Genomic DNA, 21,648 nt, shown 5'->3' on the forward strand with positions numbered 1-21,648 from the left:
GCCTGAGCACCGGCCGGTGATCTATATCGCCACGCTCCTGCACGACATCGCCAAGGGACGGCCCGAGGATCACTCCATCGCGGGCGCCAAGGTGGCGCGCCGGCTCTGTCCGCGGCTCGGCTTCAGCCCGGCCGATACCGAGCTCGTGGCGTGGCTGATCGAGGAGCATCTGACCATGTCGACGGTCGCGCAGTCGCGCGACCTCTCCGACCGCAAGACGATCGAGAACTTTGCTGCCGTGGTGCAGTCGGTCGAGCAGATGAAGCTGCTCACGATTCTCACCACCGCGGACATCCGCGGCGTCGGCCCCGGCGTGTGGAACGGCTGGAAGGCACAGCTCTTGCGCTCGCTTTACTACGAGACCGAGCCGGTGCTGACCGGCGGCTTCTCGGAAGTGGACCGGGGCAAGCGCCTTGCCGCCGCGCAGGCGGAATTCCGCATCGCCTTCGCCGAATGGCCGAAGGATGAGCTCGATGGCTATGTCGGCCGGCACTATCCGGCCTACTGGCTCAAGGTCGAGCTGCCGCGCAAGATGCGCCACGCGCGCTTCGTGCGCGCGAGCGAGCAGGCCGGCCACAAGCTTGCAATCAATGTCGGCTTCGACGAGGTGCGCGGCGTCACGGAGCTCACGATCTTCGCCGCCGACCATCCCTGGCTGCTGTCGATCATCGCGGGCGCCTGCGCGTCCGCCGGCGCCAACATCGTCGACGCCCAGATCTACACGACGACCGACGGCCGTGCGCTGGACACCATCTCGATCTCCCGAGAATACGATCGCGATGAGGACGAAGGCCGCCGCGCGACGCGCATCGGCGAGATGATCGAGGACGTGCTGGAAGGCAAGCTGCGGCTGCCCGAGGTGGTGGCGCGGCGCACCGTGCGCAGCAAGGCGAAGCCGTTCGTGATCGAGCCGGAAGTGATCATCAACAACCAGTGGTCCGACCGCTACACCGTGATCGAGGTCTCCGGCCTCGACCGCCCCGGCCTGCTCTACGAGTTGACCACCGCGATCTCCAAGCTGAATCTCAACATCGCCTCTGCGCATGTTGCGACCTTCGGCGAGCGCGCGCGAGACGTGTTCTACGTCACCGACCTCCTCGGCGCGCAAATCAACGCGCCGACGCGGCAGGCTGCGATCAAGAGCGCCTTGACGCATGTGATGGCGGGCGAGAAGGCAGTTCAGCCAGCAGCGTGAAGCGGGCTTGGCGCTGCTATCTCTAAATCTCCACGCCCTCATGTTTCAGCAGCCAGCGTTTGCGCTCGAGGCCGCCGCCGTATTTCACCAGCGAACCGTCGGCGCCGATCAGCCGGTGACAGGGCAGCACAACACTGATCGGATTGGAGCCATTGGCGTGGCCGACAGCGCGCACCGCCCTGGGCATGTCTAGCTTTGCCGCAAATGCGCCATAGCTCAGCGTCGTGCCTGAGGGAATCGTTGCGAGCGCCGTCCAGACCTTGCGCTGGAACGGCGTGCCGGCGACACGCCACCTGATGGTTTTGAGCTTGCCGAGATCACCCTCGAAATAGCCTGACAGCGCGGATCGCATGTCGCCCGGCGCGCGCTGCGCGCGCAAATCCACCGCACCATAATGGAGACGCAGCAGTTCGCACATGCGGTGCTCGTGGTCCTCCCAATCGAGCGCGCGCAGCGTGCCTCCTGCATCCGTAACGAGCAGAGCGATCCCGATCGGCGTTGTCAGGCGATCGAGGCCAAAGGCTGCCGGAATTTGCGTCGAGGTCGTCATCATTGTCTCCGCAAGGATGGGGAACGTTGCCGCGCCAGCACCGCAAACACCACCCGAAAACAGACCCGCCTTGCGCCGTGACGGAGCTTCCTCCACAATCCCTGACAGCGATGGCACCCGCTGCAAACAGCGGAAACAGACCGTTGGCGAACAAATTCCGTCAGGAGGAAGATTCTGAGATGAACAATCACCTAGCCCGTTTGGCCGCCACCGCGGCATTCGCCCTCGCGCTCGCGGCGACGCCGGCGCTCGCCCAGAAGAAATACGACCCCGGCGCCAGCGATACCGAGATCAAGATCGGCCAGACCAATCCATTCAGCGGTCCGGCTTCCGCCTATGCCACCATCGGCAAGACGCAGGCCGCCTACATGAAGATGATCAACGATCAGGGCGGCGTGAACGGCCGCAAGATCAACCTGATCCAGTATGACGACGCCTATAGCCCGCCGAAGGCGGTCGAGCAGGTCCGCAAGCTGGTCGAGAGCGACGAGGTGCTGCTCACCTTTCAGCTTCTCGGGACGCCCTCGAATGCGGCCGTGCAGAAATATCTCAATTCCAAGAAGGTGCCGCAGCTCTTTGCCGCCACTGGCGCGTCGCGGTTCACCGATCCGAAGAACTTCCCGTGGACGATGGGATACAATCCCAACTACTTCGTCGAAGGCCGCATCTACGGCCAGTACATCATCAAGAACCATCCGAACGCCAAGATCGGCATCCTCTATCAGAACGACGATCTCGGCAAAGACTATCTGAACGGCATCAAGGCCGGCCTCGGCGACAAGGCCACAAAGATGATCGTGGCGGAAGCGTCTTACGAAGTCTCGGATCCGACCATCGATTCGCAGATCCTCAAGATCAAGGATGCGGGCGCGGATCTCTTCTTCAGTGCGACGACGCCGAAGCAGGCGGCACAGGCGATCAAGAAGATCGCCGAGCTCGACTGGCATCCGGTTCACATCCTCGACATCAACTCCGTATCGGTCGGCGCGGTGATGAAGCCGGCGGGGCTCGAAGCTTCCAAGGGCGTGATCAGCGTGAATTACGGCAAGGATCCGCTCGATCCGACCTGGAAGGACGATCCAGGCATGAAGAAGTATTTCGAGTTCATGGCAAAGTACTATCCCGAAGGCGACAAGGACTCGCTCTTCAACGCCTATGGCTACTCGACGTCTCAATTGATGGTCTACGTGCTGCAGAAGTGCGGCGACGACCTGACGCGTGAGAACGTCATGAAGCAGGCGACCAGCCTGAAGGACGTCAAGCTCGACCTGGCGCTGCCAGGCATTGTCGCCAACACGTCTCCGACCGACTATCGCGTCAACAAGCAGCTTCAGATGATGAAGTTCAACGGCGAACGTTGGGAACTGTTCGGCCCGATCCTGGAGGATGCAGGCCCGGCAGGTTAGTCCGTTAGGCTAGAGCGTACGCGCTCTCGCTCCCTCCCCCCTTGCGGGGGAGGGTTGGGGAGGGGGTGCCACACGGGCGGTCTTTCCGTTGCGCGAAACTCCCCCTCCGCTTTGTTGCTGGCAGTTCGGATTCAAAGCGCTGATCTGGCCTGGGGCTGCCCCCCTCCCTAGCCCTCCCCCGCAAGGGGAGGGAACGCAGCGGAGATTGAGGACTGACTTCATTCCGACGTCGAATAGTCCCCTCGCCTACTCCGGCACCTCGCCAAAATTCTTTCCCACCGGCAGCACCGCATGCCGGATCAACCGTGAGTCCTCGACGGCCGCTTGCCGGTGTTTCACCGCTTCGCGATAGACGGGGTCGCGGATCATCTCGACGAAGGCGGCGACGCTTGGATATTCGGCGATGAAGCAATGATCCCAGCGTTCGGCCTCGGGGCCGATCAGCATGATCTCGAACTTGCCCTGCCAGACGATGCGGCCGCCGAGGCGTGTGAACACCGGGCCGCTGTCGCGACCATAGGCCGCATAGGCCTCGGCGCCAGACATTTTCCGGCCGTCCGGATAAGCCGCCTCCTTGCGCAGGCGGACCAGGTTGAGCATGTGGATCGGGCCCGGGCGGTCGTTCTCCCGGAATTGCGCGAAAATCTCCTTGGTCGGATCGATATGGCCCATGAGCGTTCCCTTTCGTTGATGTCTCGATCCTAGCTTTGCCGCTTCCCTCGCGGAACCACCAGCACGCGCCCGCCGCACCTCCTAATCGCGCGTTAAGCTTTGCGTAACCGGGCCTTAAACAGGCACGGTTAGCGTGTGGTGGGGTGGGCTGACCGGGCGTTTTGTGGATGGCGTGGGCAAAGAAAAAAGGCGGGCGCAAGGAGCCGCTGTTTGGCTTGCCCGCAGCGTTGGCCGATTTGCGCCTGACCGCGGCCGATCGAATCCCCAATGCCGCCGACGACAAGCCGAAGAAGGTCAAGGCCAAGCAAAAAAGCGACGACGCCGATGACGAGCCGCCGCGGGAAAGGAAAGCGCCCGTGAGCCGCAGCGGCGCAAAGCGAAGGTCGAAGTCGAAGTCCAGCTTTGGCATTGGCCGTCTGTTCTATTGGGGCGCGGTGCTCGGCCTGTGGGGCGTGATCGCCGTGATCGGCATCGTGATCTGGGTCGGCGCCCATTTGCCGCCGATTCAATCGCTGGAAATTCCCAAGCGCCCGCCGACGATCCAGATCGTCGGCATGGACGGCAGCGTGCTGGCGCAACGCGGCGAGATGGCCGGCGCCAATGTGGCGCTGAAGGATCTGCCGCCGTATTTGCCGAAGGCCTTCATCGCCATCGAGGACCGCCGCTTCTATTCGCATTTCGGCATCGACCCGGTCGGCATCCTGCGCGCTCTGGTCACCAACGTTCTCCATCGCGGTGTCTCGCAGGGCGGCTCGACGCTGACGCAGCAACTCGCCAAGAACCTGTTCCTGACGCAGGAGCGCACCATGCAGCGCAAGCTGCAGGAGGCCGAGCTTGCGATCTGGCTGGAGCGCAAGCACTCCAAGAACGAGATTCTGGAACTCTACCTCAACCGCGTCTATTTCGGCTCCGGCGCCTATGGCGTGGAAGCTGCCGCGCAAAAATATTTCGGCAAGTCGGCCAGGAACGTGAGCATCGCGGAGGCCGCGATGCTGGCGGGCCTCGTCAAATCGCCCTCGCGCCTTGCACCCAACCGCAATCCCGAAGGCGCCGAGCAGCGCGCGCAGGTCGTGCTCGCCGCGATGGCGGACGCCAAATTCATCACCGAAGCCCAGGCGCAGGCCTCGATCGGCCATCCCTCCTACAACGTGAAGCCCGCCGGCGCCGGTACCGTTAACTACGTCGCCGACTGGATCGGCGAAGTGCTGGATGATCTCGTCGGCCAGATCGACCAGAGCATCACGGTCGAGACCACGATCGATCCAAAGCTCCAGAGCGTGGCGGAGGCCGCCATCATCGACGAACTCGCAGCGAAAAGCGTGAAGTTCAACGTCAGCCAGGGCGCGCTGGTGGCGATGACGCCGGACGGCGCCGTGCGCGCCTTGGTCGGCGGGCGGAACTATTCGGAGAGCCAGTACAACCGCGCGGTAACCGCCAAACGCCAGCCAGGCTCCTCGTTCAAGCCGTTCGTCTATCTGACCGCGCTCGAGCAGGGGCTGACGCCCGACACCATTCGCCAGGACGCGCCGATCGAGGTCAAGGGCTGGAAGCCCGAGAACTACACACATGAGTATTTCGGCGCGGTGACGCTGACGCAGGCGCTCGCGATGTCGCTCAACACCGTCGCAATCCGCCTCGGCCTCGAAGTCGGGCCGAAGAACGTGGTACGCACCGCGCACCGGCTCGGCATCTCCTCGAAGCTCGAGCCCAACGCCTCAATCGCGCTCGGTACCTCCGAAGTCTCGGTCGTCGAGCTGGTCGGCGCCTATGCGCCGTTCGCCAATGGCGGCCTCGCGGTGTCGCCGCATGTGGTGACGAAGATCAAGACGATAGAAGGCGGCAAGCTGCTCTACATGCGCCAGCCCGACGAGCGCAACCAGGTGATCGAGCCGCGCTATGTGGCGATGATGAACACGATGATGCGTGAAACGCTGATCTCCGGCACCGCCAAGAAGGCGGAGATCCCGGGCTGGATGGCCGCCGGCAAGACCGGCACCAGCCAGGATTACCGCGACGCCTGGTTCATCGGCTACACCGCCAACCTCGTCACCGGCGTCTGGCTCGGCAATGACGACAACTCGCCGACCAAGAAGGCGACCGGCGGCGGCCTGCCGGTGGAGGTCTGGTCCCGCTTCATGCGCACCGCGCACGAAGGCGTGCCGGTGGCAGCCTTACCGAATTCGCAAGTCGGCTGGGGCCTGTCGAACCTCGCTCAGGCAGCCTCGCAGGTCTCTGCGCCGACGCCACCCGCTCCCGTCAACAACACTCGCCCGCCCACGACGCGCGCCAATGTCAGACCGGAGCCGGCCGCGGGGCTCGACGGCTGGCTGATGGACCGGTTGTTTGGCGGGAACAGGTAGCGGCGGGATCGCGACCTGAGACTCCTCCAGCAAGAACGTCGAAAACAACCCCATGCAAAGTAGCCGGCGATTTCCGGCATGACGTGCGGTGGATTGTACGAAACCACTGATACAGCGGGGCAAATCAAGAGCACGGCGCAATCAGCGCGGCGTGGGGCGGGAATCGCGCGAAACACGCTGATGCCGCCTCATTCTCCGCTGTCATTCCCCGCGAAAGCGGGGAATCCAGTACGCCGCAGCTTCTCCGTATTACGTCCCGGCCTCTGGGATACTGGATCGCCCGCTTTCGCGGGCGATGACAGCTTCGAATACAGCAGACGGCTTACAATGTGGCTGGTAGCGAGAGACTTAATCCTCGATCCCGTACCGATGCAGATCGTTGCCGTGCGTGTCGAGCCACTTTTTGGCGCGCTCCACCGACGGGCAGACCTTTGCGCAGACGCGCCAGAACCGCGGCGAGTGGTTCATCTCGACGAGATGGGCGACCTCGTGGGCTGCAAGATAGTCCAGCACGTAAGGCGGCGCGAGGATCAGGCGCCACGAGAACGACAGCGAGCCGGCAGAGGTGCAGGAGCCCCAGCGGCTCGATTGATCGCGGATCGACAGCCGCCTGACGCGAACGCCGAGCTCGGCGGCATAGGCTTCCGCCGCCCGCTGCAAATCGTGGCGCGCCTCGCGCTTGAGGAAGTCATGAACACGGCGATCGACGTGATCGACGCCGCCTGCAACGCAGATGATGCGCTCGCCGCTATCGCGCGTCTCGGTCCACACCGTGCCGCGCACGCCGGCGCGATGCACGATCCGGTGCGGCAAGCCCCGAAGCGGTATCACGGTGCCCGCCTGGAACGGCGCGGCCTTCGGCAAGCGGCCAAGGCGCGCGGCAATCCATGCGCCGTGACGCTGCGCGAAGTCTTTTGCCTCCGCGAGCGTGCCACGCGGCGGCATGGTGAGGATCGCCTCGCGATCGCTCGGATGAATTCGAAGCGTATAGCGCCGCGCGCGACGGTGCCGACGCAGCCTTATCGCGAAGAATTGCGACCCGTGGTGGATCACAAAGGTCTTGGGTTCGTGGGGCCGCCGATAAAGGAGCGCGCGAGTGGCCATGTCTGTCAGTCCGGGGAGCAGGAGATCGCCCGGATTCTGCCATAACCGCCGCCACGGAAAGCGCTCGGCGCAAAAACAAATCATTTGCCCAATATACAGGGGTTCGCAGCGCGGGAGGCCCTACAGACTGGGGTTGGAACCCGATTTTTTCGCCCCCGCCGGACGCATGCTGGGGCCCCAAAATCTGAGGCGGCACTCACTCCTAGAAAACTACCTAAATACCGCGAATCTGCCGGGAACCCGGGCCCGTCGGAAGGCCCTGGCGGACGCGGGAAACCCGAAAAAGCGGCCTATTCGGCCGCCAGCGCCAATGAAGCCTTCGGATTCGCCGCCGAAATCATGAAATCGTGGATACGCGGAACGATTTCCGACTTGAAGCGCGAGCCGTTGAACACGCCGTAATGTCCAACGCCCTTCTGCACGTAATGCACGCGGCGATTTTCGGGGATCGAGCTGCACAAACCATGTGTCGCTTCGGTCTGACCGAGACCCGAGATGTCATCGTTCTCGCCTTCCACCGTCATCAACGCGACGCGCGTGATCTTGGTGGGATCAACCCGTATGCCGCGGTGGGTCATCTCCCCCTTCGGCAGCGCGTGCTTGACGAACACGGTGTCGACCGTCTGCAGGTAATACTCCGCGGTCAGGTCCATTACCGCGAGATATTCGTCGTAGAAGTCGCGGTGCTTGTCGACGAGATCGCCGTCGCCCTTCACCAGATTGGCAAACAGCTGCTTGTGCGCATCCATGTGCCGGTCGAGATTCATGCTGATGAAGCCGTTGAGCTGCAAGAAGCCCGGATAGACGTCGCGCATCATGCCCGGATGCGGGAACGGCACCTTGGTGATGACGTGATTGCGGAACCAGTCGATGCCGCGTTCCTCGGCAACCTTGTTCACCGCCGTCGGATTGCGGCGGGTGTCGATCGGGCCGCCCATCAGCGTCATCGAGGTTGGCACGAACGGGTCGCGCCGCGCTTCCATGATAGAGACGGCGGCGACGACAGGCACGGAGGGCTGGCACACCGCCATCACGTGGGTGTTGCCGCCGAGCACATGCAGCATCTCAATGACGTAGTCGATGTAGTCGTCGAGATCGAAGCGGCCTTCGCTCAATGGGACCATGCGAGCGTCGGCCCAATCGGTGATGTAGACCTCATGCGCGGGCAGCAGGGCCTCGACCGTGCCGCGAAGCAGCGTTGCGTAGTGGCCGGACATCGGCGCCACGATCAGCACGCGCGGCTGCGGGCTGCGCAGCGGACGGGTAAACTTGCGGTCGAAATAAAGCAGCCGGCAAAACGGCTTTTCCCAGACTGGCCGGACCTCGACGGGAACGCGGATGCCGTTGACCTCGGTGTCGTCGATGCCCCATTCCGGCTTGCCGTAGCGGCGCGTCGTGCGCTCGAACAATTCGCAGGCCGCGGCCAGCGACTTGCCCAGGTCGGTGTGCGACCACGGATTCAGGGGATTCTGAAACAAGATCTTGGTGGCGTCGGTGACCGCGCGCGCCGGATTGAGAGAGGCCTGCGCCATCTCGTACATCCAGTACATCGGCGTCGTCAGAACCGGACTGCCTTCGGCCACCAGGGGCGGCGCGCCGCCAAACTCACCAATAGGCATATCGTATATCCTCTCGCATCGCAGCATACTGCCGAATGCGTAATATTGCGTCAATGCATGGTTCCGTACATGTACGGGCTCTGAGTAGCAAAAACGAGCCTGAATCCACGGGAAAGTGAATCTACTCGCCGCTGGACAGCAGCGAGCCGTGCTTCTTGGCGCTGCGCAAAAGGGCAAGGAATGCCCCGAAAGATGCAGCCAGGAGGCCGGCATTGATGGCAAGCGCATCGAGCATCAGGTCGGCGCGGAAACTGTGCTCGATCAGCAGCGCCCGCATTCCCTCGAACACGTAGGTCGGCGGGAGCGTCCAGGCGACGACTTGCAGCCAGGGCGGCAGCACGCTCACGGGATAGTAGATGCAGGCGAGCGGCATGATCGCGAACATCAGCGTCCAGACGATGCTTTCGGCTCCAAGCCCGTTCCGCAACACCAGGCCGGAGACGAAGATGCCGACAGACCAGCTCGTGAAGATCAGATTGCAGAAGAACGCGATCAGCGGCAGGCCGAGGCTGTAGACGTTGAAGTGAAACAGAAACAGCGCAAGCAGCGTCATCGGGATGACGCCGATCGCGAGCCGGATCAGGCTCATGACCATGAGCGCGAGCAGGAACTCGATCGGCTTGAGTGGGCTCATCATGAGATTGCCGAGGTTGCGCGCCCACATCTCTTCCAGGAACGAGATCGAGAAGCCGAGTTGGCCCCGGAACAGGATGTCCCAGAGAATGACGGCGCCGATCAGCGTGCCTCCGGCCCGCGCGAAGAAATTGGCGTTTTGCGCGATATAGAGCTGGATGAAGCCCCAGGTGATGACCTGCAGCGCCGGCCAGTAGAGCAGCTCCAGAAGCCGCGGCCAGGACGACATCAACAGGTACCAGTAGCGCAGGATCATCGCATTGATGCGATGCATCGCCAGGCCGCGATGGAGCGCAAATTCCCTCATTGCTGCGATCCGTAGCCCGGATGAGCGAAGCGATATCCGGGACTTTGCTTGCGGCGTTCCCGGGTATCGCTGCGCTCACCCAGGCTACGGCTGAAGCATAGGGGCTCGCTCATCGCGCCGCCTCCCGCGCCGCTCCGTTGCTGCGGCCGCGCGCGACGTCCAGAAACACCTCTTCCAGCGTGGCACGGTTGTAGCGAGCCATGATGGCGTCGGGCGTGTCGTCGTCCTCGATGCGGCCGCGCTTCATGATGATGACACGGTCGCAGAGCCGCTCGACCTCGAGCATGTTGTGCGAGGCGAGCAGGATGGTCGCATTGTGCGCTTTCCGGTAGGCCTCGAGATGCGCCCGCACCCAGTCGGCGGTGTCAGGGTCGAGCGAGGCCGTCGGCTCGTCCAGAAGCAGCAGCTCGGGCTCGTTGATCAGCGCCTTCGCAAGCGCAACGCGGGTCTTCTGCCCGGCCGAGAGCTTGCCGTTGGCCCGGTCGAGGAATTCGTTGAGATCGAGATCGTCGGCAAGCTGCGCGATGCGACCGGACAGATCCTTCACCGCATAGAGCTTGCCGAAAATCGTCAGATTCTGCCGCACCGTGAGCCGCATCGGCATGTCGACATAGGGGCTTTCGAAATTCATCCGGCCGAGCACATCGGCGCTCTCCTCGGGCATCCGATGCCCGAGCACCCGCACGCGGCCGGAGGTCGGCAGCACGAGGCCCATGATCATCGCGATTGTCGTGGTCTTGCCGGCGCCGTTGCCGCCGAGCAGACCCGTAATGCTGCCGCGCGGGAGCGTAAAGGAAATGTCGTCGACCGCGCGGGTCTGCTTGTAGACCTTGACGAGATGGTCGACCTCGATCGCCGCCGACGGGGTGCGCTCCGCGACAGTCAGCCGACTTGAAGCCTTATCATTCTCCGTCATGCTGGGCGTTCTTCTGCTATTGCGGCGGCCAGCGCAAGACTTGTAACCAGACGGATTGTATGAGCCACCCGCGTTTGCGACCCGAGAAGGCAGTGCCCAATTGGCCGATATGACTGAAATTGCCGCTTCCGAGTTTCGCCATTCGCGGCGACATATCCGCCTGGATACGATCCTGCGGCTGCGCTGGCTCGCAGTGCTGGGCCAGCTCGCCGCCATCTTCGTCGTGGCGCAGGGGCTGGAATTCAACGTCCCGATCATTCCCTGTATCACCATCATCGGGCTGTCGGCGGCGCTCAACCTCGCTCTGCAAATGGCGGTCAATCCGATGCAGCGGCTGGAGGGTGCCCACGCGGCCGCGCTGCTGGCGCTGAACATCGTGGAACTGGCCGGCCTGCTGTTCTTCACCGGCGGATTGGAGAACCCGTTCTCATTCCTGTTCCTGGCCCCGGTCCTGATCTCCGCGACCGCGCTGCCGGCCCGGCTCACCTTCGGCCTCGGCCTGCTGGCGGTCGCCTGCGCCTCGATCCTGGTCTTCTTTCATCTGCCGCTGCCCTGGGACACCGACGATCCCCTGGTGCTGCCGCCGATCTATCTGGTCGGCGTCTGGCTTTCGATCGTGCTCGCGATCGGCGTCACCAGCCTCTACTCCTTCCAGGTGACGGAAGAGGCGCGCAAGCTCGCAGACGCGCTCGCCGCAACCGAGCTGGTGCTGACGCGCGAGCAGCATCTGACCCAGCTCGACGGACTTGCGGCCGCCGCCGCGCATGAGCTCGGCACGCCACTGGCGACCATCTTCCTGATCTCGCGCGAACTGGAGAAGACGGTGAAGGACGCCAGCTTCGCCGCCGATCTGAAAACCCTGCGCGAGCAGACGCAGCGTTGCCGCGACATCCTGAGCAAGATCACCCAGCTCTCCTCCACCGGTGCGCCGTTCGACCGCATGAAGCTGTCCGAGCTGATCGAGGAGGTCGTGGCACCGCACCGCGATTTCGGTGTCGCGATCAAGGTGCGGATCGCGGTGGCGGCCACGGTGGAACCGGTCGGCTCGCGCAATCCCGCGATCCTCTATGGCGTCGGCAATATCGTCGAAAATGCCGTCGATTTCGCCCACACGACCGTCGAGGTGAACGCCTGGTGGAACATCGACAACATCGAGATCGTGATCTCTGACGATGGTCCCGGCATTCCGCCCGACATCTTGAACCGGATCGGCGAACCCTATCTGTCGCGGCGGCGCTTGCAGGACGACAGCGGAGGCGAGCGTCGCGGCCTGGGGCTCGGGGTGTTCATCGCACGCACGCTCCTGGAGCGCACGGGCGCCAAAGTCTCGTTTACCAATCGGACGTTTCCCGAGCATGGCGCCGTGGTACAGATCGTATGGCCGCGCGAGCGTTTCGAGGGTACCGAGACGGCCGAAGAAACAATAGGATAGGGCCGCGACGTTGGGTCGCACTGTAGGTACGATCGACTTTCGGCGACCTTGGCAGCGCCCGATTGCAACGCCATATGTCAGGGCGCTGGAGAGAGGACAAAACCTTGAACGCCATCGCCGAACTGAATGAACAGGCCGACCGCTCGCTCTTGATCGTCGAGGACGACAAGCCGTTTCTGGAACGCCTGTCGCGCGCCATGGAGACGCGCGGCTTCACAGTGACCTCCTGCGATACCGTCTCGGATGGACTGGCTGAGATCGGCAAAGCCGCGCCAGCATTCGCGGTGGTCGACTTGCGGCTCGGCGACGGCAACGGCCTCGACGTGGTCTCGGCGCTGAAGAAGAAGCGCCCCGACGCGCGCGCCATCGTGCTCACCGGCTATGGCAACATCGCCACTGCGGTGACCGCGGTGAAGATGGGCGCGATCGATTATCTCTCCAAGCCCGCTGACGCCGACGATGTCGTAGCGGCCCTGCTGTCGACCGGCACCGAAAAGTCCGAGCTGCCGGCGAACCCGATGTCGGCCGACCGTGTGCGCTGGGAGCACATCCAGCGCATCTACGAGATGTGCAACCGCAACGTCTCGGAAACCGCGCGCCGCCTCAACATGCATCGCCGCACCTTGCAGCGCATTCTGGCCAAGCGCGCGCCAAGGTAGCTCCGCATATCGTAGGGTGGGTAAAGGCGCGGAGCGCCGTGCCCACCTCTTCTGCTTCATATTCGGCGGTTTAAGTGGTGGGCACGCTTCGCTTTGCCCACCCTACAAGACTACAAATCGCTGCCCGCTACTCCCAAAACTCTTGGACCATCCAGCATTGAGGCAGAAGAGGTGGGCACGGCGCTAGGCGCCTTTGCCCACCCTACGAAGTCGCCGCTACTCCCAAAACTCCGCATGGCCTTGCGGATCGACCAGACGGTTGATCCTGAGCGCGGCGGCCATCGCAAAACGCACCGTCATCTGCTTGCGCGTCGGGGCCGGCAACTTGTGTTCAGGCGCCTCGCAGTGGAGATGCGCGCCGTAGGCGTCTGCGATGATCAGGCCGGTGTCTTGCGGAAAGATCTCGCAAGGCAGGTCCTGCGTGAAGGCAAAGAACAGCCGGTCGCAATGGGCGCGGTATTCATGCCACTTCTGGTCGCTGCGCAGATCCTCGACCGATGACTTGATCTCGACGATCCAGATCTCGCCGCGCTCGTTCAGCGCGACGAGATCGGCACGACGGCCCGACGGCAGCGGCAGTTCGCTGATGCAGGAGAAGCCGAGCGATCGCAACAGCCGCGCCGTGCCGCGCGCGACCGCGAGCGCGGTCTCGGACTGGCGGCCGTCAGGCGGCGGCATGAGAGCGATATGGCGGGCGGCGTTGTCCATGGGATGAGTTTAGCCGATTCCAGTTGCTGGGCACACTGTACGATGGAGGCGAGCTGCAGCCCATTCTCATTCGTCATTTCGGGGCGCGCGCAGCACGAGCCCGGGACGACGGCGAGTTGAGGCGGGAACCTTGCCTTCCACCCGCACTTATCACGCAGCCACTCATCGCCGTGCGGACCAACGAGGCTGCCCCGACATGATCGACGACCTCTGGTACAAGAACGGCGTCATCTACTGCCTGTCTGTTGCCACCTACATGGATGCCAACGGCGACGGCGTCGGCGATTTCAAGGGGCTGTTGCGGCGGCTCGATTATCTGGACGGCCTCGGCATCACGGCGATCTGGCTGATGCCGTTTCAGCCGTCGCCCGGCCGCGATGATGGCTACGACATATCAGACTATTACGGTGTCGACCCACGCTACGGCACGCTCGGCGACTTCGTCGAGTTCGCCCATGGCTGCAAACAGCGCGGCATCCGCGTCATCATTGACCTCGTCGTCAACCACACCTCGGACCAGCATCCGTGGTTCAAGGACGCGCGCAGCTCGAAGGACTCGCGCTATCGCGACTGGTATGTGTGGTCCGACAAAAAGCCTGCGAACTCAACCAAGGGCGTCGTGTTTCCGGGCGTGCAGAAATCGACCTGGACGCGCGACAGGGAAGCAGGCGCCTGGTACTTCCACCGCTTCTACGACTTCCAGCCCGACCTCAACACCTCGAACCCGCATGTGCAGGCGGAGCTTCTGAAGATCATGGGCTTCTGGATCCAGCTCGGCGTCTCCGGCTTCCGGATGGATGCCGTGCCATTCGTGATCGCCACCAAGGGTGCGAAGGTCAAGGCGCCGACGGAGCAGTACGACATGCTGCGCTCGTTCCGCGAATTCCTGCAATGGCGCGAGGGCGACGCGATCATCCTTGCGGAAGCCAATGTGCTGCCCAGGACAGACATGGAGTATTTCGGCGGTGACGGCGACCGCATGCACATGATGTTCAACTTCCACGTCAACCAGCACATGTTCTATGCGCTGGCCTCGGGCGACTCGCGCGCGCTCGCCAAGGCGCTGAAGGCGACCAAGCCGCGGCCGGCCTCCGCGCAATGGGGCATGTTTCTGCGCAACCATGACGAGCTCGATCTCGGACGCCTGACGAAGGCCCAGCGCGACGCCGTGTTCAGATGCTTCGGGCCGGACAAGGATATGCAGCTCTACGATCGCGGCATCCGCCGGCGGCTTGCGCCGATGCTCGGCGGCGACCGCCGCCGGCTCGAGCTTGCCTACAGCCTGATGTGCACGCTGCCGGGGACGCCGGTGATCCGCTATGGCGACGAGATCGCGATGGGCGACGACCTGTCGCTGCCCGAACGCTCCTGCGCGCGCACGCCGATGCAATGGTCGACCGAGCCGCATGCCGGCTTCACCGACGGCAACAGCCCCGTCTTGCCGGTCATCGACAAGGGACCGTATGGCTTCGGGCACGTCAACGTCGCCAAGCAACGGCGCGATCCGAACTCGATGCTGAACTGGACCGAGCGAATCATCCGCATGCGCAAGGAGGTGCCGGAGGTCGGCTGGGGCGACTTCGAGGTCATCGCCGTGCACGACCCCGCCGTCTTCATCATCCGCTATGACTGGCGCAACAATTCGGTGCTGTTCGTGCACAATCTCGATGAGAAGCCACGCGAGATCGCGTTCTCGGCCAAGCTGCCCGAGGGCCATGGCGGGCTGCTGATCAATCTTCTGGCGGAAGACCACAGCCGCGCCGACAAGCGCGGCCAACACCACGTCGTGCTCGAGCCTTACGGCTATCGCTGGTACCGCGTCGGTGGGCTCGATTATCTCTTGAAGCGCAGCGATATCGACACCAGGGCGATGCGGAAGAATGCGCGTGGACGCTAACGCGCTCCGTCATCGCCCCGGCACGATCACCATGCCTTCGTTGCCGCGCAGGTCGAGCACGCCCTCGAGCTCTTCGCCCTCGCGGTCGAGGAAGGTCGAAAGCAGGATCTCGCTGCCGAAGGGAGCCGCGCTGGTGGTGACGGCGACGGGGTCCGGGCCGAGATTGAGCACGACGACCAGCGCTTGGTCGCCGGCCTGCCGGCGATAGATCAAAAGGTCGCCTTGCGCAGCGATCGGATGATAGTCGCCCGCGACCAGCGGCGGATGCGCCTTCCGCAAGGCGATCAGGCGCTTGTAGAGATTGAGGATCGAGAATTTGCCGGCCTCGAGATTGACCACGTTCTCATGAACGTAGATCTCCGGCAGCGGCAGCCACGGCGGAACCTCCGAGAAGCCGCCAAAACTCGAGGAATCCCATTGCATCGGGGTACGGCAGCCGTCGCGGCCGACGCCGATGCCGGGCACGTTCTTTTCGAAGGGATCGCGGACATCCTCGGGCGCGATCGCAACCTGGTTCATTCCGATCTCGTCGCCGTAATACAGCGTCGGCGTACCGCGCAGCGTCAGCAGCAGCATGGCAGCGACCCGCGCCTGCTCCGGCCCGACGCGGCTCGCGACGCGCGGCCGGTCGTGATTGCCGAGTACCCAGTTCGGCCATGCGCCCTTCGGCAGCGCCTTCTCATAGTCCTCGATGATCTTCTCGACCGAGCGTGCGCTCCAGAAGGTCGAGAGCAGCGCAAAGTTGAACGGCATCTGCGCGCCGGTAAGATCGTTGCCGTAATAGGCCATCAGGCGATGCAGCGGCAGATAGATCTCGCCGATCAAGACGCGCGCGCCAAAGGCATCCGTGACGCGCCGCATCTCGGCGATGACGTCATGCACCTCGGGCTGGTCGGTCGAATATTGCGTGAGGATTTTTTCATTCGGCGGCCGGCCCTCGACATAGTACGGGTTCGGCGGGTTATCGCGGAAGTCGGCGTCCTTGATCAGGTGCCAGATGACGTCGACGCGAAATCCATCGACGCCCTTCTCCAGCCAGAACCGCATCACGCCATACATCGCCTCGCGGACATCTGGGTTGCGCCAGTTGAGGTCCGGCTGCTGGGCGAGGAATGCGTGGTAGTAATATTGACCGGTCGCCTCGTCATATTGCCAAGCGCTGCCGCCGAACTCGGACAGCCAGTTGTTCGGCGGCCCGCCATCGGGTCCGCCATCACGCCAGATGAACCAGTCGCGCTTGGGGTTGTCGCGCGAGGAGCGGCTCGCGATGAACCAGGGATGCTGGTCGGAGGTGTGGTTCGGCACGAGATCGAGGATCAGCTTCAACCCGTTCTCATGCGTGGCCTCGAGCAGCGCATCGAAATCCTCCATGGTGCCGAACAGGGGATCGATGCCGGTGTAGTCGGAGATATCGTAGCCGAAATCGGCCATCGGCGACCGGAAGACCGGCGACAGCCAGATGGCATCGACGCCGAGCGATTTCACGTAAGCCAGGCGCCGGAGGATACCGGCGAGATCGCCGACCCCGTCGCCATCGGTGTCCTGAAAGGAGCGCGGGTAGATCTGATAGAAGATGCCGTCGCGCCACCAGTACTCGTCGCCCTTAGCCATGCTGGAATCGCCGCTCCAAAATCTGCCTCGCGCCAAGCAACGCGCTGGCAACGCCGGAGTTCAGACCAGCAGGCCTTTGAGACCGCCGTGTGACCGCGCGAGCGCCTGTTCCCGCATCCCTAGGAAACGAATCTTTTGCTTGGCGGGCCGCCAAAAATCGGCAATGTGAGGCCATGACCGAGCAAACTGAACAATCCCAGGCGGCGAAAGCGGGCGCAATCATCGTTCCGGTGACGCTGTTCGAGCAGAACTGCACCATCATCTGGGACGAACCCAACAAGAAGGCTGTGGTGATCGATCCCGGCGGGGACGTTGCCAAGATCCTGGACGCGATCAGCCAGACCGGCGTGACCGTGGAGAAGATCTGGCTGACGCACGGCCATATCGATCACGTCGGCGGTGCCGCCGATCTGCGCGACGCCCTGAAAGTGCCTATCGAAGGGCCGCACATCGCCGACAAGTTCCTGCTCGACAATGTGGTCGAGAGCGGCGCGCGCTTCGGCATGACCGGCGTGCGCAATTTCGCACCGGACCGCTGGCTGGAGGAAGGCGACACCGTCTCGATCGGCGATCTCTCCTTCGAGATCCTGCACTGCCCCGGCCACTCGCCCGGCAGCGTCGTCTTCTTCAACAAGGAGCTGCGCTTTGCCCATGTCGGCGACGTCCTGTTCGCAGGTTCAGTCGGCCGCACCGACCTGCCCGGCGCCAGTCACGCGACGCTGATCAACTCGATCAAGACGAAGCTTTTGCCGCTCGGCGACGACGTCGGCTTCATCTGCGGCCATGGCGCGGGCTCGCGCATCGGCCATGAGCGGATGACCAACCCCTTCATCACCGGCGAGATGTAGCTCAGACTGCCCTACTCGGCTGCGTCTGCGAGCGCCGCCGGCTCGTTCAAATGCCGCTCGCCCCAATCGCGGATCGCCGATATCACGGGCACGAAGCTCTTGCCCTTGCGGGTGAGGCGGTATTCGACCTTCGGCGGCACCACGCCAAAATCCCGGCGATCGATCAGCCCGCTCTCGGTGAGCGCCTTCAATTCGCGGCTGAGCACGCGCGGGGTGATCTCGGCGCTGCCAGCGGCACCTCGAAGCAGGCCGCTCCTGATCTCGCCATAGCGGCGCGGCCCGTCCTTCAGGTCCCAGACGATCCTGAGCTTGTACTTGCCTGCGATCATCTTCTGGAAGGCTGCGACCGGGCAGCTCCGCAGGGCCGATCTCGCTTTCGCCATCTCGTCACCTCTCTGCGCTCGGAAGAGGATAGGACGGACCCCAAAAAAGTCCATACTATCAATTTTGTCCATACTTGCAGGACTGCCCCCAAGGCGCAGATGATGACGCACATGACGAAGGGAGCGTCACATGAAGCACTTCATGATCAAGTACCAGTTCAAGAACGGCACGACGGAGGCCTGGCACCAGGAGATCGGCCGCTTCATCAAGGCGATCGACGCGGATCCGGAGCTGAAGGGACGGATCGGCTATCGATGCATGAAGAACCGCGACGACAACAGCTATTTTCATCTTGCCAGCGTCACCGACGATGCCGCACAGAAGACGCTGCAATCGCGCGACTTCTTCAGGCACTATACCGAGATGACGCGAAAGGTCGCCGGCGGCGAGGTGACGGTGACGCCGATCGAGCTGATCGATCAGACGGCGTAGGATTGACGCTGTAGCGCCGCCACGAACTCAGCCGTCGTCCCGGATCTGCGCTTGTCCGGGACGACGAGTTGAAATTGCCGCTACTTCATCAGGCCCGCGGCCGTCAGCGCGCGGGTGATGACGGCGCTGATGTCGAAGCCTCGCTTGGCCTTCTTGCTGGGCTTGGCCTTGAGCTTGGCATTCGTTGGCGGCTCGGCGACGGCGGCGCGGATCGACCTCGCAAGATGCGGCGCGGGCGACAGGGCCGGCGCCGGCTTCGCCACCGCGGTCGGCTTCTTCTCCGGCGCGGGGCTGCGGATCCAGTCGGTCAGGCCGAAAAATTTTGCGATGTGGTACGACGAGGAGATGCCGGCCTCGATCAGGAAGGCGCCCTCGATGCCGTAGCGATGATCGTTGTCGGCGATGCCGAGCGGCGTACCGTGCGCCATGTCGGTGATAGCGAAGGATTCGACGATGGTCTCGCCGTCCGCATTCCACCAGGCCTGGCGCGGGTAGCCGTCGACGACGGTCTCCGCCATCGGCGTCAGCGGCAGATCATGCAGGTCGAGCCACTGCTTGACGATCTCATCTGCATTGCCGGGATTGACGGTGCGGTCGGCGCTGCCGTGCCAGACCGAAATCTTCGGCCAGGGGCCGCGATGATCGGACGCCTTGCGCACGAGATCGCCGAGCTCGCGCGCAGGACGCTCGGGCGAATGAAACATGCCGTCGAGCGCCTGACGCAGATTCGATGCCACGCCGTAAGGCAGCCCCGCAATGACCGCGCCGGCTGCGAAAACCTCCGGATAGGTCGCAAGCATCACCGAGGTCATGCCGCCGCCGGCGGACAGACCGGTGATGAAGATGCGCCGCGCATCGATGCCATGCGTCGTGGCCATATGCGCGATCATCTCGCGGATCGAGCACGCCTCGCCGCGCTCGCGCGTCGTGTCCTCCGGATTGAACCAGTTGAAACAGGTGTTGGCGTTGTTGGCGAGCTGCTGCTCCGGCATCAGCAGCGCGAAGCCGTAATGCTTTGCAAGCGTCGACCATCCCGCGCCGAGATCGTAACCAGCCGCGGACTGGCCGCAACCATGCAGCACGACGACGAGCGCGCGGACCTGCTGCAATTGCGCCGGCACGTAGGCGAACATGCGCAGGTTTCCGGGATTAGAGCCGAATCCGGTGATCTCCGTCAGCGGACTGTGCTGGCCCACGCCGCGCAAGTTTTCGGCAAAGCGCAGACCGTCCAGCTTTGGCAGACGTCTTAAGAGATCGATATTCCTGGTTAACGACACCGACAGCTCCTGATGGGGCAACTTCCAACGTCACCCCAAAACAGATAGTTGCTGCGGCGCAAAATAAAAAGTGTGTGTGCCGTTCAGTCACCCGGGAATCCACGGGGATTCCCCGAAATGCCTCAACTTCGAGCATGTACGCGACGCATCCATGTCAGAAATGCGACGCAGACAGTGATTAACGTCGCAAACGAGGCGAGTGCAACGAAGAATGCTGCACGTGATGACTGCGTTGATTCGACCGCGAAATAGAGCGCACCGATTGCGGCGACACCAGCTGCATTACCGATCTGTATGGTTGTGCCGTACATGCCGGATGCCGAGCCTGCCGCGACAGGCTTCACCGTCGAGAGCACCGCGCCCGAGAGCGGCGCCATCACGAGGCCCTGGCCATAGCCGAAGATGATCATGGTGAGCGCAAGCATGACCGGCGTCGGCGCATCGACGGAGAAGGCAAGAAGCGCGAGCGCCGCGAGACCCGCGATCTGAAGCGCGCAGCCCTCGATCAGCACCTTGGTGCCGCGATGCCGCGCCCGCACGCCGCTGTGGCGTGACGCCACGACGAAGGCGATCGCGAGCGGAATGAAAGCGCTGCCGGCCGCGAGCGGCGGGATCTTCAAGCCGTTTTGCATGAACAGCGTCATGATCAGGTAGAAGGACAGATTGGCGAGAAAGAAAAAGAACGCGGCGCCAAGTCCGCGCAGGAAAGCAGCGTCCGACAACAGCGTGAGATCGATCAGCGGCATGCCGCCACGCCGCGACACCGCATGCTCGAGGCGCAGGAAGGCCACGAGTATCGCGACACCGATGGCCATCACGCCCCAGAGCCACGCTGCCCAGCCGACATCATGGCCGAACAGCAGCGGTCCGATCAGGCACAACAGGCCTGCGAACAGAACAAAGCTGCCGGCGACATCGAGCCGCGTGCCAGCGCGGCGCGCGACCTGGGGCATGATGCGCAGCGCGGCCGTTATGATGATGAGGCCGAGCGGCACGTTGACGAAGAACACCGAGCGCCAGCCGGCATGCGCAAGGTCGACCGTCACGAGCAGGCCGCCGAGCAGAAAGCCGGCGGCACCGGCGAGCCCGAGCACGATGCCGTAGATGCCAAAGGCGCGGTTGCGCGTCTCGTCGGTGAATAGAAGATGCAGCGTCGCCAATACCTGCGGCACCATCAGTGCCGCAGTTGCACCTTGCGCCAGCCGCGCGATGATCAGCTCGGAAGCGGATTGCGCAAGCCCACACCACAGCGAGGTCAGCGTGAAGCCGGCGACGCCGGCCAGGAAAACGTTCTTCGTGCCATGGATGTCGCCGAGCCGGCCGCCCGTGACCACCAGCGTCGAATAGGCGATCAGGTAGATCGCAATCACGGATTCGATTTGCGCCGGCGTCGCATGCAGGTCGACTGCGATGGTGGGGATCGCGACGTTGACCACGAAGGCGTCGACGCCGAACGTGAACTGCGCGGCCACCACGATCGCCAGCACCCACCAGCGGCGGACCGAATCCAGCTGCTTTGCGACGATCTGATGCATTGGCGCGGGCCTCTTTCGAACTTCTCCGCCGGCATGGTCTCAGACCGGATGCATCGCCGCGATTACCTCGGAGGTAGGATTTCGCACATGGCTGCATTCCGCT

19 protein-coding genes are annotated in these 21,648 nt (G+C 63.5%); 8 read left to right on the forward strand and 11 right to left on the reverse strand.

The window, feature by feature from the left end:
- Positions 1–1,195: ACT domain-containing protein (locus Q3C01_RS39500; protein WP_458150740.1), on the forward strand; the 1,195-nt coding region annotated here is incomplete at its 5' end.
- Between the two features lie 22 nt (positions 1,196–1,217).
- Here Q3C01_RS39500 and Q3C01_RS39505 read toward each other — a convergent pair.
- Positions 1,218–1,745 (reverse strand): methylated-DNA--[protein]-cysteine S-methyltransferase, encoded by a 528-nt coding sequence (locus Q3C01_RS39505; RefSeq protein ID WP_458150741.1) that lies wholly within the window; start codon positions 1,743–1,745, stop codon positions 1,218–1,220.
- Positions 1,746–1,924: 179 nt separating this feature from the next.
- On the opposite strand from Q3C01_RS39505, the gene Q3C01_RS39510 reads away from it, so the two are divergent.
- Positions 1,925–3,151: an ABC transporter substrate-binding protein gene (locus Q3C01_RS39510; RefSeq protein ID WP_458150742.1), complete on the forward strand. Its 1,227-nt coding sequence runs from the start codon at positions 1,925–1,927 to the stop codon at positions 3,149–3,151.
- A 246-nt stretch (positions 3,152–3,397) separates the two neighbouring features.
- Here the strand turns inward: Q3C01_RS39510 and Q3C01_RS39515 are convergent, their stop codons facing one another.
- Positions 3,398–3,823 (reverse strand): DUF1330 domain-containing protein, encoded by a 426-nt coding sequence (locus Q3C01_RS39515; protein WP_458150743.1) that lies wholly within the window; start codon positions 3,821–3,823, stop codon positions 3,398–3,400.
- A 167-nt stretch (positions 3,824–3,990) separates the two neighbouring features.
- Here Q3C01_RS39515 and Q3C01_RS39520 point away from each other — a divergent pair, with 167 nt between their 5' ends.
- Complete coding sequence (locus Q3C01_RS39520; protein ID WP_458150744.1) at positions 3,991–6,183, forward strand: transglycosylase domain-containing protein; 2,193 nt, start codon at positions 3,991–3,993, stop codon at positions 6,181–6,183.
- Between the two features lie 348 nt (positions 6,184–6,531).
- On the opposite strand, the gene Q3C01_RS39525 is transcribed toward Q3C01_RS39520, so the two are convergent.
- The 4 genes from Q3C01_RS39525 to Q3C01_RS39540 all read right to left on the reverse strand — a co-directional run bounded on the left by Q3C01_RS39525 (position 6,532) and on the right by Q3C01_RS39540 (position 10,762).
- Positions 6,532–7,371, reverse strand: a complete 840-nt coding sequence (locus Q3C01_RS39525) for a M48 family metallopeptidase (RefSeq protein ID WP_458150745.1) — start codon at positions 7,369–7,371, stop codon at positions 6,532–6,534.
- A gap of 206 nt (positions 7,372–7,577) precedes the next feature.
- Positions 7,578–8,906 carry a polyhydroxyalkanoate depolymerase gene (locus Q3C01_RS39530; RefSeq protein ID WP_458150746.1) on the reverse strand — a complete coding sequence of 443 codons (1,329 nt, stop codon included), beginning with the start codon at positions 8,904–8,906 and terminating at the stop codon, positions 7,578–7,580.
- 121 nt (positions 8,907–9,027) lie between these two features.
- Positions 9,028–9,846, reverse strand: coding sequence for an ABC transporter permease (locus Q3C01_RS39535; protein ID WP_458150747.1), 819 nt, complete (start codon positions 9,844–9,846; stop codon positions 9,028–9,030).
- Between the two features lie 109 nt (positions 9,847–9,955).
- Complete coding sequence (locus Q3C01_RS39540; protein ID WP_458150748.1) at positions 9,956–10,762, reverse strand: ABC transporter ATP-binding protein; 807 nt, start codon at positions 10,760–10,762, stop codon at positions 9,956–9,958.
- Positions 10,763–10,871: 109 nt separating this feature from the next.
- On the opposite strand from Q3C01_RS39540, the gene Q3C01_RS39545 reads away from it, so the two are divergent.
- Both Q3C01_RS39545 and Q3C01_RS39550 read left to right on the forward strand, forming a co-directional pair.
- Positions 10,872–12,194, forward strand: a complete 1,323-nt coding sequence (locus tag Q3C01_RS39545; RefSeq protein WP_458150769.1) for an ActS/PrrB/RegB family redox-sensitive histidine kinase — start codon at positions 10,872–10,874, stop codon at positions 12,192–12,194.
- A 104-nt stretch (positions 12,195–12,298) separates the two neighbouring features.
- Complete coding sequence (locus tag Q3C01_RS39550) at positions 12,299–12,853, forward strand: ActR/PrrA/RegA family redox response regulator transcription factor (RefSeq protein ID WP_254101122.1); 555 nt, start codon at positions 12,299–12,301, stop codon at positions 12,851–12,853.
- Between the two features lie 216 nt (positions 12,854–13,069).
- Here Q3C01_RS39550 and Q3C01_RS39555 read toward each other — a convergent pair whose 3' ends face one another.
- Positions 13,070–13,561 (reverse strand): MmcB family DNA repair protein, encoded by a 492-nt coding sequence (locus Q3C01_RS39555; protein ID WP_458150749.1) that lies wholly within the window; start codon positions 13,559–13,561, stop codon positions 13,070–13,072.
- Between the two features lie 196 nt (positions 13,562–13,757).
- Here Q3C01_RS39555 and Q3C01_RS39560 point away from each other — a divergent pair, with 196 nt between their 5' ends.
- On the forward strand, positions 13,758–15,458 hold the full coding sequence (locus Q3C01_RS39560) for an alpha-amylase family protein (protein ID WP_458150750.1): 1,701 nt from the start codon (positions 13,758–13,760) through the stop codon (positions 15,456–15,458).
- 9 nt (positions 15,459–15,467) lie between these two features.
- Here Q3C01_RS39560 and Q3C01_RS39565 read toward each other — a convergent pair whose 3' ends face one another.
- Positions 15,468–17,069, reverse strand: coding sequence for an alpha-amylase family glycosyl hydrolase (locus tag Q3C01_RS39565; protein WP_458150751.1), 1,602 nt, complete (start codon positions 17,067–17,069; stop codon positions 15,468–15,470).
- A 173-nt stretch (positions 17,070–17,242) separates the two neighbouring features.
- Here Q3C01_RS39565 and Q3C01_RS39570 point away from each other — a divergent pair, with 173 nt between their 5' ends.
- Positions 17,243–17,917, forward strand: coding sequence for an MBL fold metallo-hydrolase (locus Q3C01_RS39570; RefSeq protein WP_458150752.1), 675 nt, complete (start codon positions 17,243–17,245; stop codon positions 17,915–17,917).
- Between the two features lie 11 nt (positions 17,918–17,928).
- On the opposite strand, the gene Q3C01_RS39575 is transcribed toward Q3C01_RS39570, so the two are convergent.
- Complete coding sequence (locus Q3C01_RS39575) at positions 17,929–18,300, reverse strand: winged helix-turn-helix transcriptional regulator (RefSeq protein WP_458150753.1); 372 nt, start codon at positions 18,298–18,300, stop codon at positions 17,929–17,931.
- 130 nt (positions 18,301–18,430) lie between these two features.
- On the opposite strand from Q3C01_RS39575, the gene Q3C01_RS39580 reads away from it, so the two are divergent.
- Positions 18,431–18,733 carry a hypothetical protein gene (locus Q3C01_RS39580; RefSeq protein WP_458150754.1) on the forward strand — a complete coding sequence of 101 codons (303 nt, stop codon included), beginning with the start codon at positions 18,431–18,433 and terminating at the stop codon, positions 18,731–18,733.
- Positions 18,734–18,813: 80 nt separating this feature from the next.
- On the opposite strand, the gene Q3C01_RS39585 is transcribed toward Q3C01_RS39580, so the two are convergent.
- Both Q3C01_RS39585 and Q3C01_RS39590 read right to left on the reverse strand, forming a co-directional pair.
- Positions 18,814–20,010 (reverse strand): extracellular catalytic domain type 1 short-chain-length polyhydroxyalkanoate depolymerase, encoded by a 1,197-nt coding sequence (locus tag Q3C01_RS39585; protein ID WP_458150755.1) that lies wholly within the window; start codon positions 20,008–20,010, stop codon positions 18,814–18,816.
- Between the two features lie 122 nt (positions 20,011–20,132).
- Positions 20,133–21,545 (reverse strand): MFS transporter, encoded by a 1,413-nt coding sequence (locus tag Q3C01_RS39590; RefSeq protein ID WP_458150756.1) that lies wholly within the window; start codon positions 21,543–21,545, stop codon positions 20,133–20,135.
- Between the last annotated feature and the right edge of the window lie 103 nt (positions 21,546–21,648).

Source organism: Bradyrhizobium sp. UFLA05-109, assembly GCF_054185165.1.

Bases quoted from the DNA above. Each gene is read 5' to 3' on its own strand.
- Q3C01_RS39505 (WP_458150741.1), bottom strand. From the start codon at position 1,745: ATGACGACCTCGACGCAAATTCCGGCAGCCTTTGGCCTCGATCGCCTG.
- Q3C01_RS39510 (WP_458150742.1), top strand. From the start codon at position 1,925: ATGAACAATCACCTAGCCCGTTTGGCCGCCACCGCGGCATTCGCCCTC.
- Q3C01_RS39515 (WP_458150743.1), bottom strand. From the start codon at position 3,823: ATGGGCCATATCGATCCGACCAAGGAGATTTTCGCGCAATTCCGGGAG.
- Q3C01_RS39520 (WP_458150744.1), top strand. From the start codon at position 3,991: ATGGCGTGGGCAAAGAAAAAAGGCGGGCGCAAGGAGCCGCTGTTTGGC.
- Q3C01_RS39525 (WP_458150745.1), bottom strand. From the start codon at position 7,371: ATGATTTGTTTTTGCGCCGAGCGCTTTCCGTGGCGGCGGTTATGGCAG.
- Q3C01_RS39530 (WP_458150746.1), bottom strand. From the start codon at position 8,906: ATGCCTATTGGTGAGTTTGGCGGCGCGCCGCCCCTGGTGGCCGAAGGC.
- Q3C01_RS39535 (WP_458150747.1), bottom strand. From the start codon at position 9,846: ATGAGGGAATTTGCGCTCCATCGCGGCCTGGCGATGCATCGCATCAAT.
- Q3C01_RS39540 (WP_458150748.1), bottom strand. From the start codon at position 10,762: ATGACGGAGAATGATAAGGCTTCAAGTCGGCTGACTGTCGCGGAGCGC.
- Q3C01_RS39545 (WP_458150769.1), top strand. From the start codon at position 10,872: ATGACTGAAATTGCCGCTTCCGAGTTTCGCCATTCGCGGCGACATATC.
- Q3C01_RS39555 (WP_458150749.1), bottom strand. From the start codon at position 13,561: ATGGACAACGCCGCCCGCCATATCGCTCTCATGCCGCCGCCTGACGGC.
- Q3C01_RS39560 (WP_458150750.1), top strand. From the start codon at position 13,758: ATGATCGACGACCTCTGGTACAAGAACGGCGTCATCTACTGCCTGTCT.
- Q3C01_RS39565 (WP_458150751.1), bottom strand. From the start codon at position 17,069: ATGGCTAAGGGCGACGAGTACTGGTGGCGCGACGGCATCTTCTATCAG.
- Q3C01_RS39570 (WP_458150752.1), top strand. From the start codon at position 17,243: ATGACCGAGCAAACTGAACAATCCCAGGCGGCGAAAGCGGGCGCAATC.
- Q3C01_RS39575 (WP_458150753.1), bottom strand. From the start codon at position 18,300: ATGGCGAAAGCGAGATCGGCCCTGCGGAGCTGCCCGGTCGCAGCCTTC.
- Q3C01_RS39580 (WP_458150754.1), top strand. From the start codon at position 18,431: ATGAAGCACTTCATGATCAAGTACCAGTTCAAGAACGGCACGACGGAG.
- Q3C01_RS39590 (WP_458150756.1), bottom strand. From the start codon at position 21,545: ATGCATCAGATCGTCGCAAAGCAGCTGGATTCGGTCCGCCGCTGGTGG.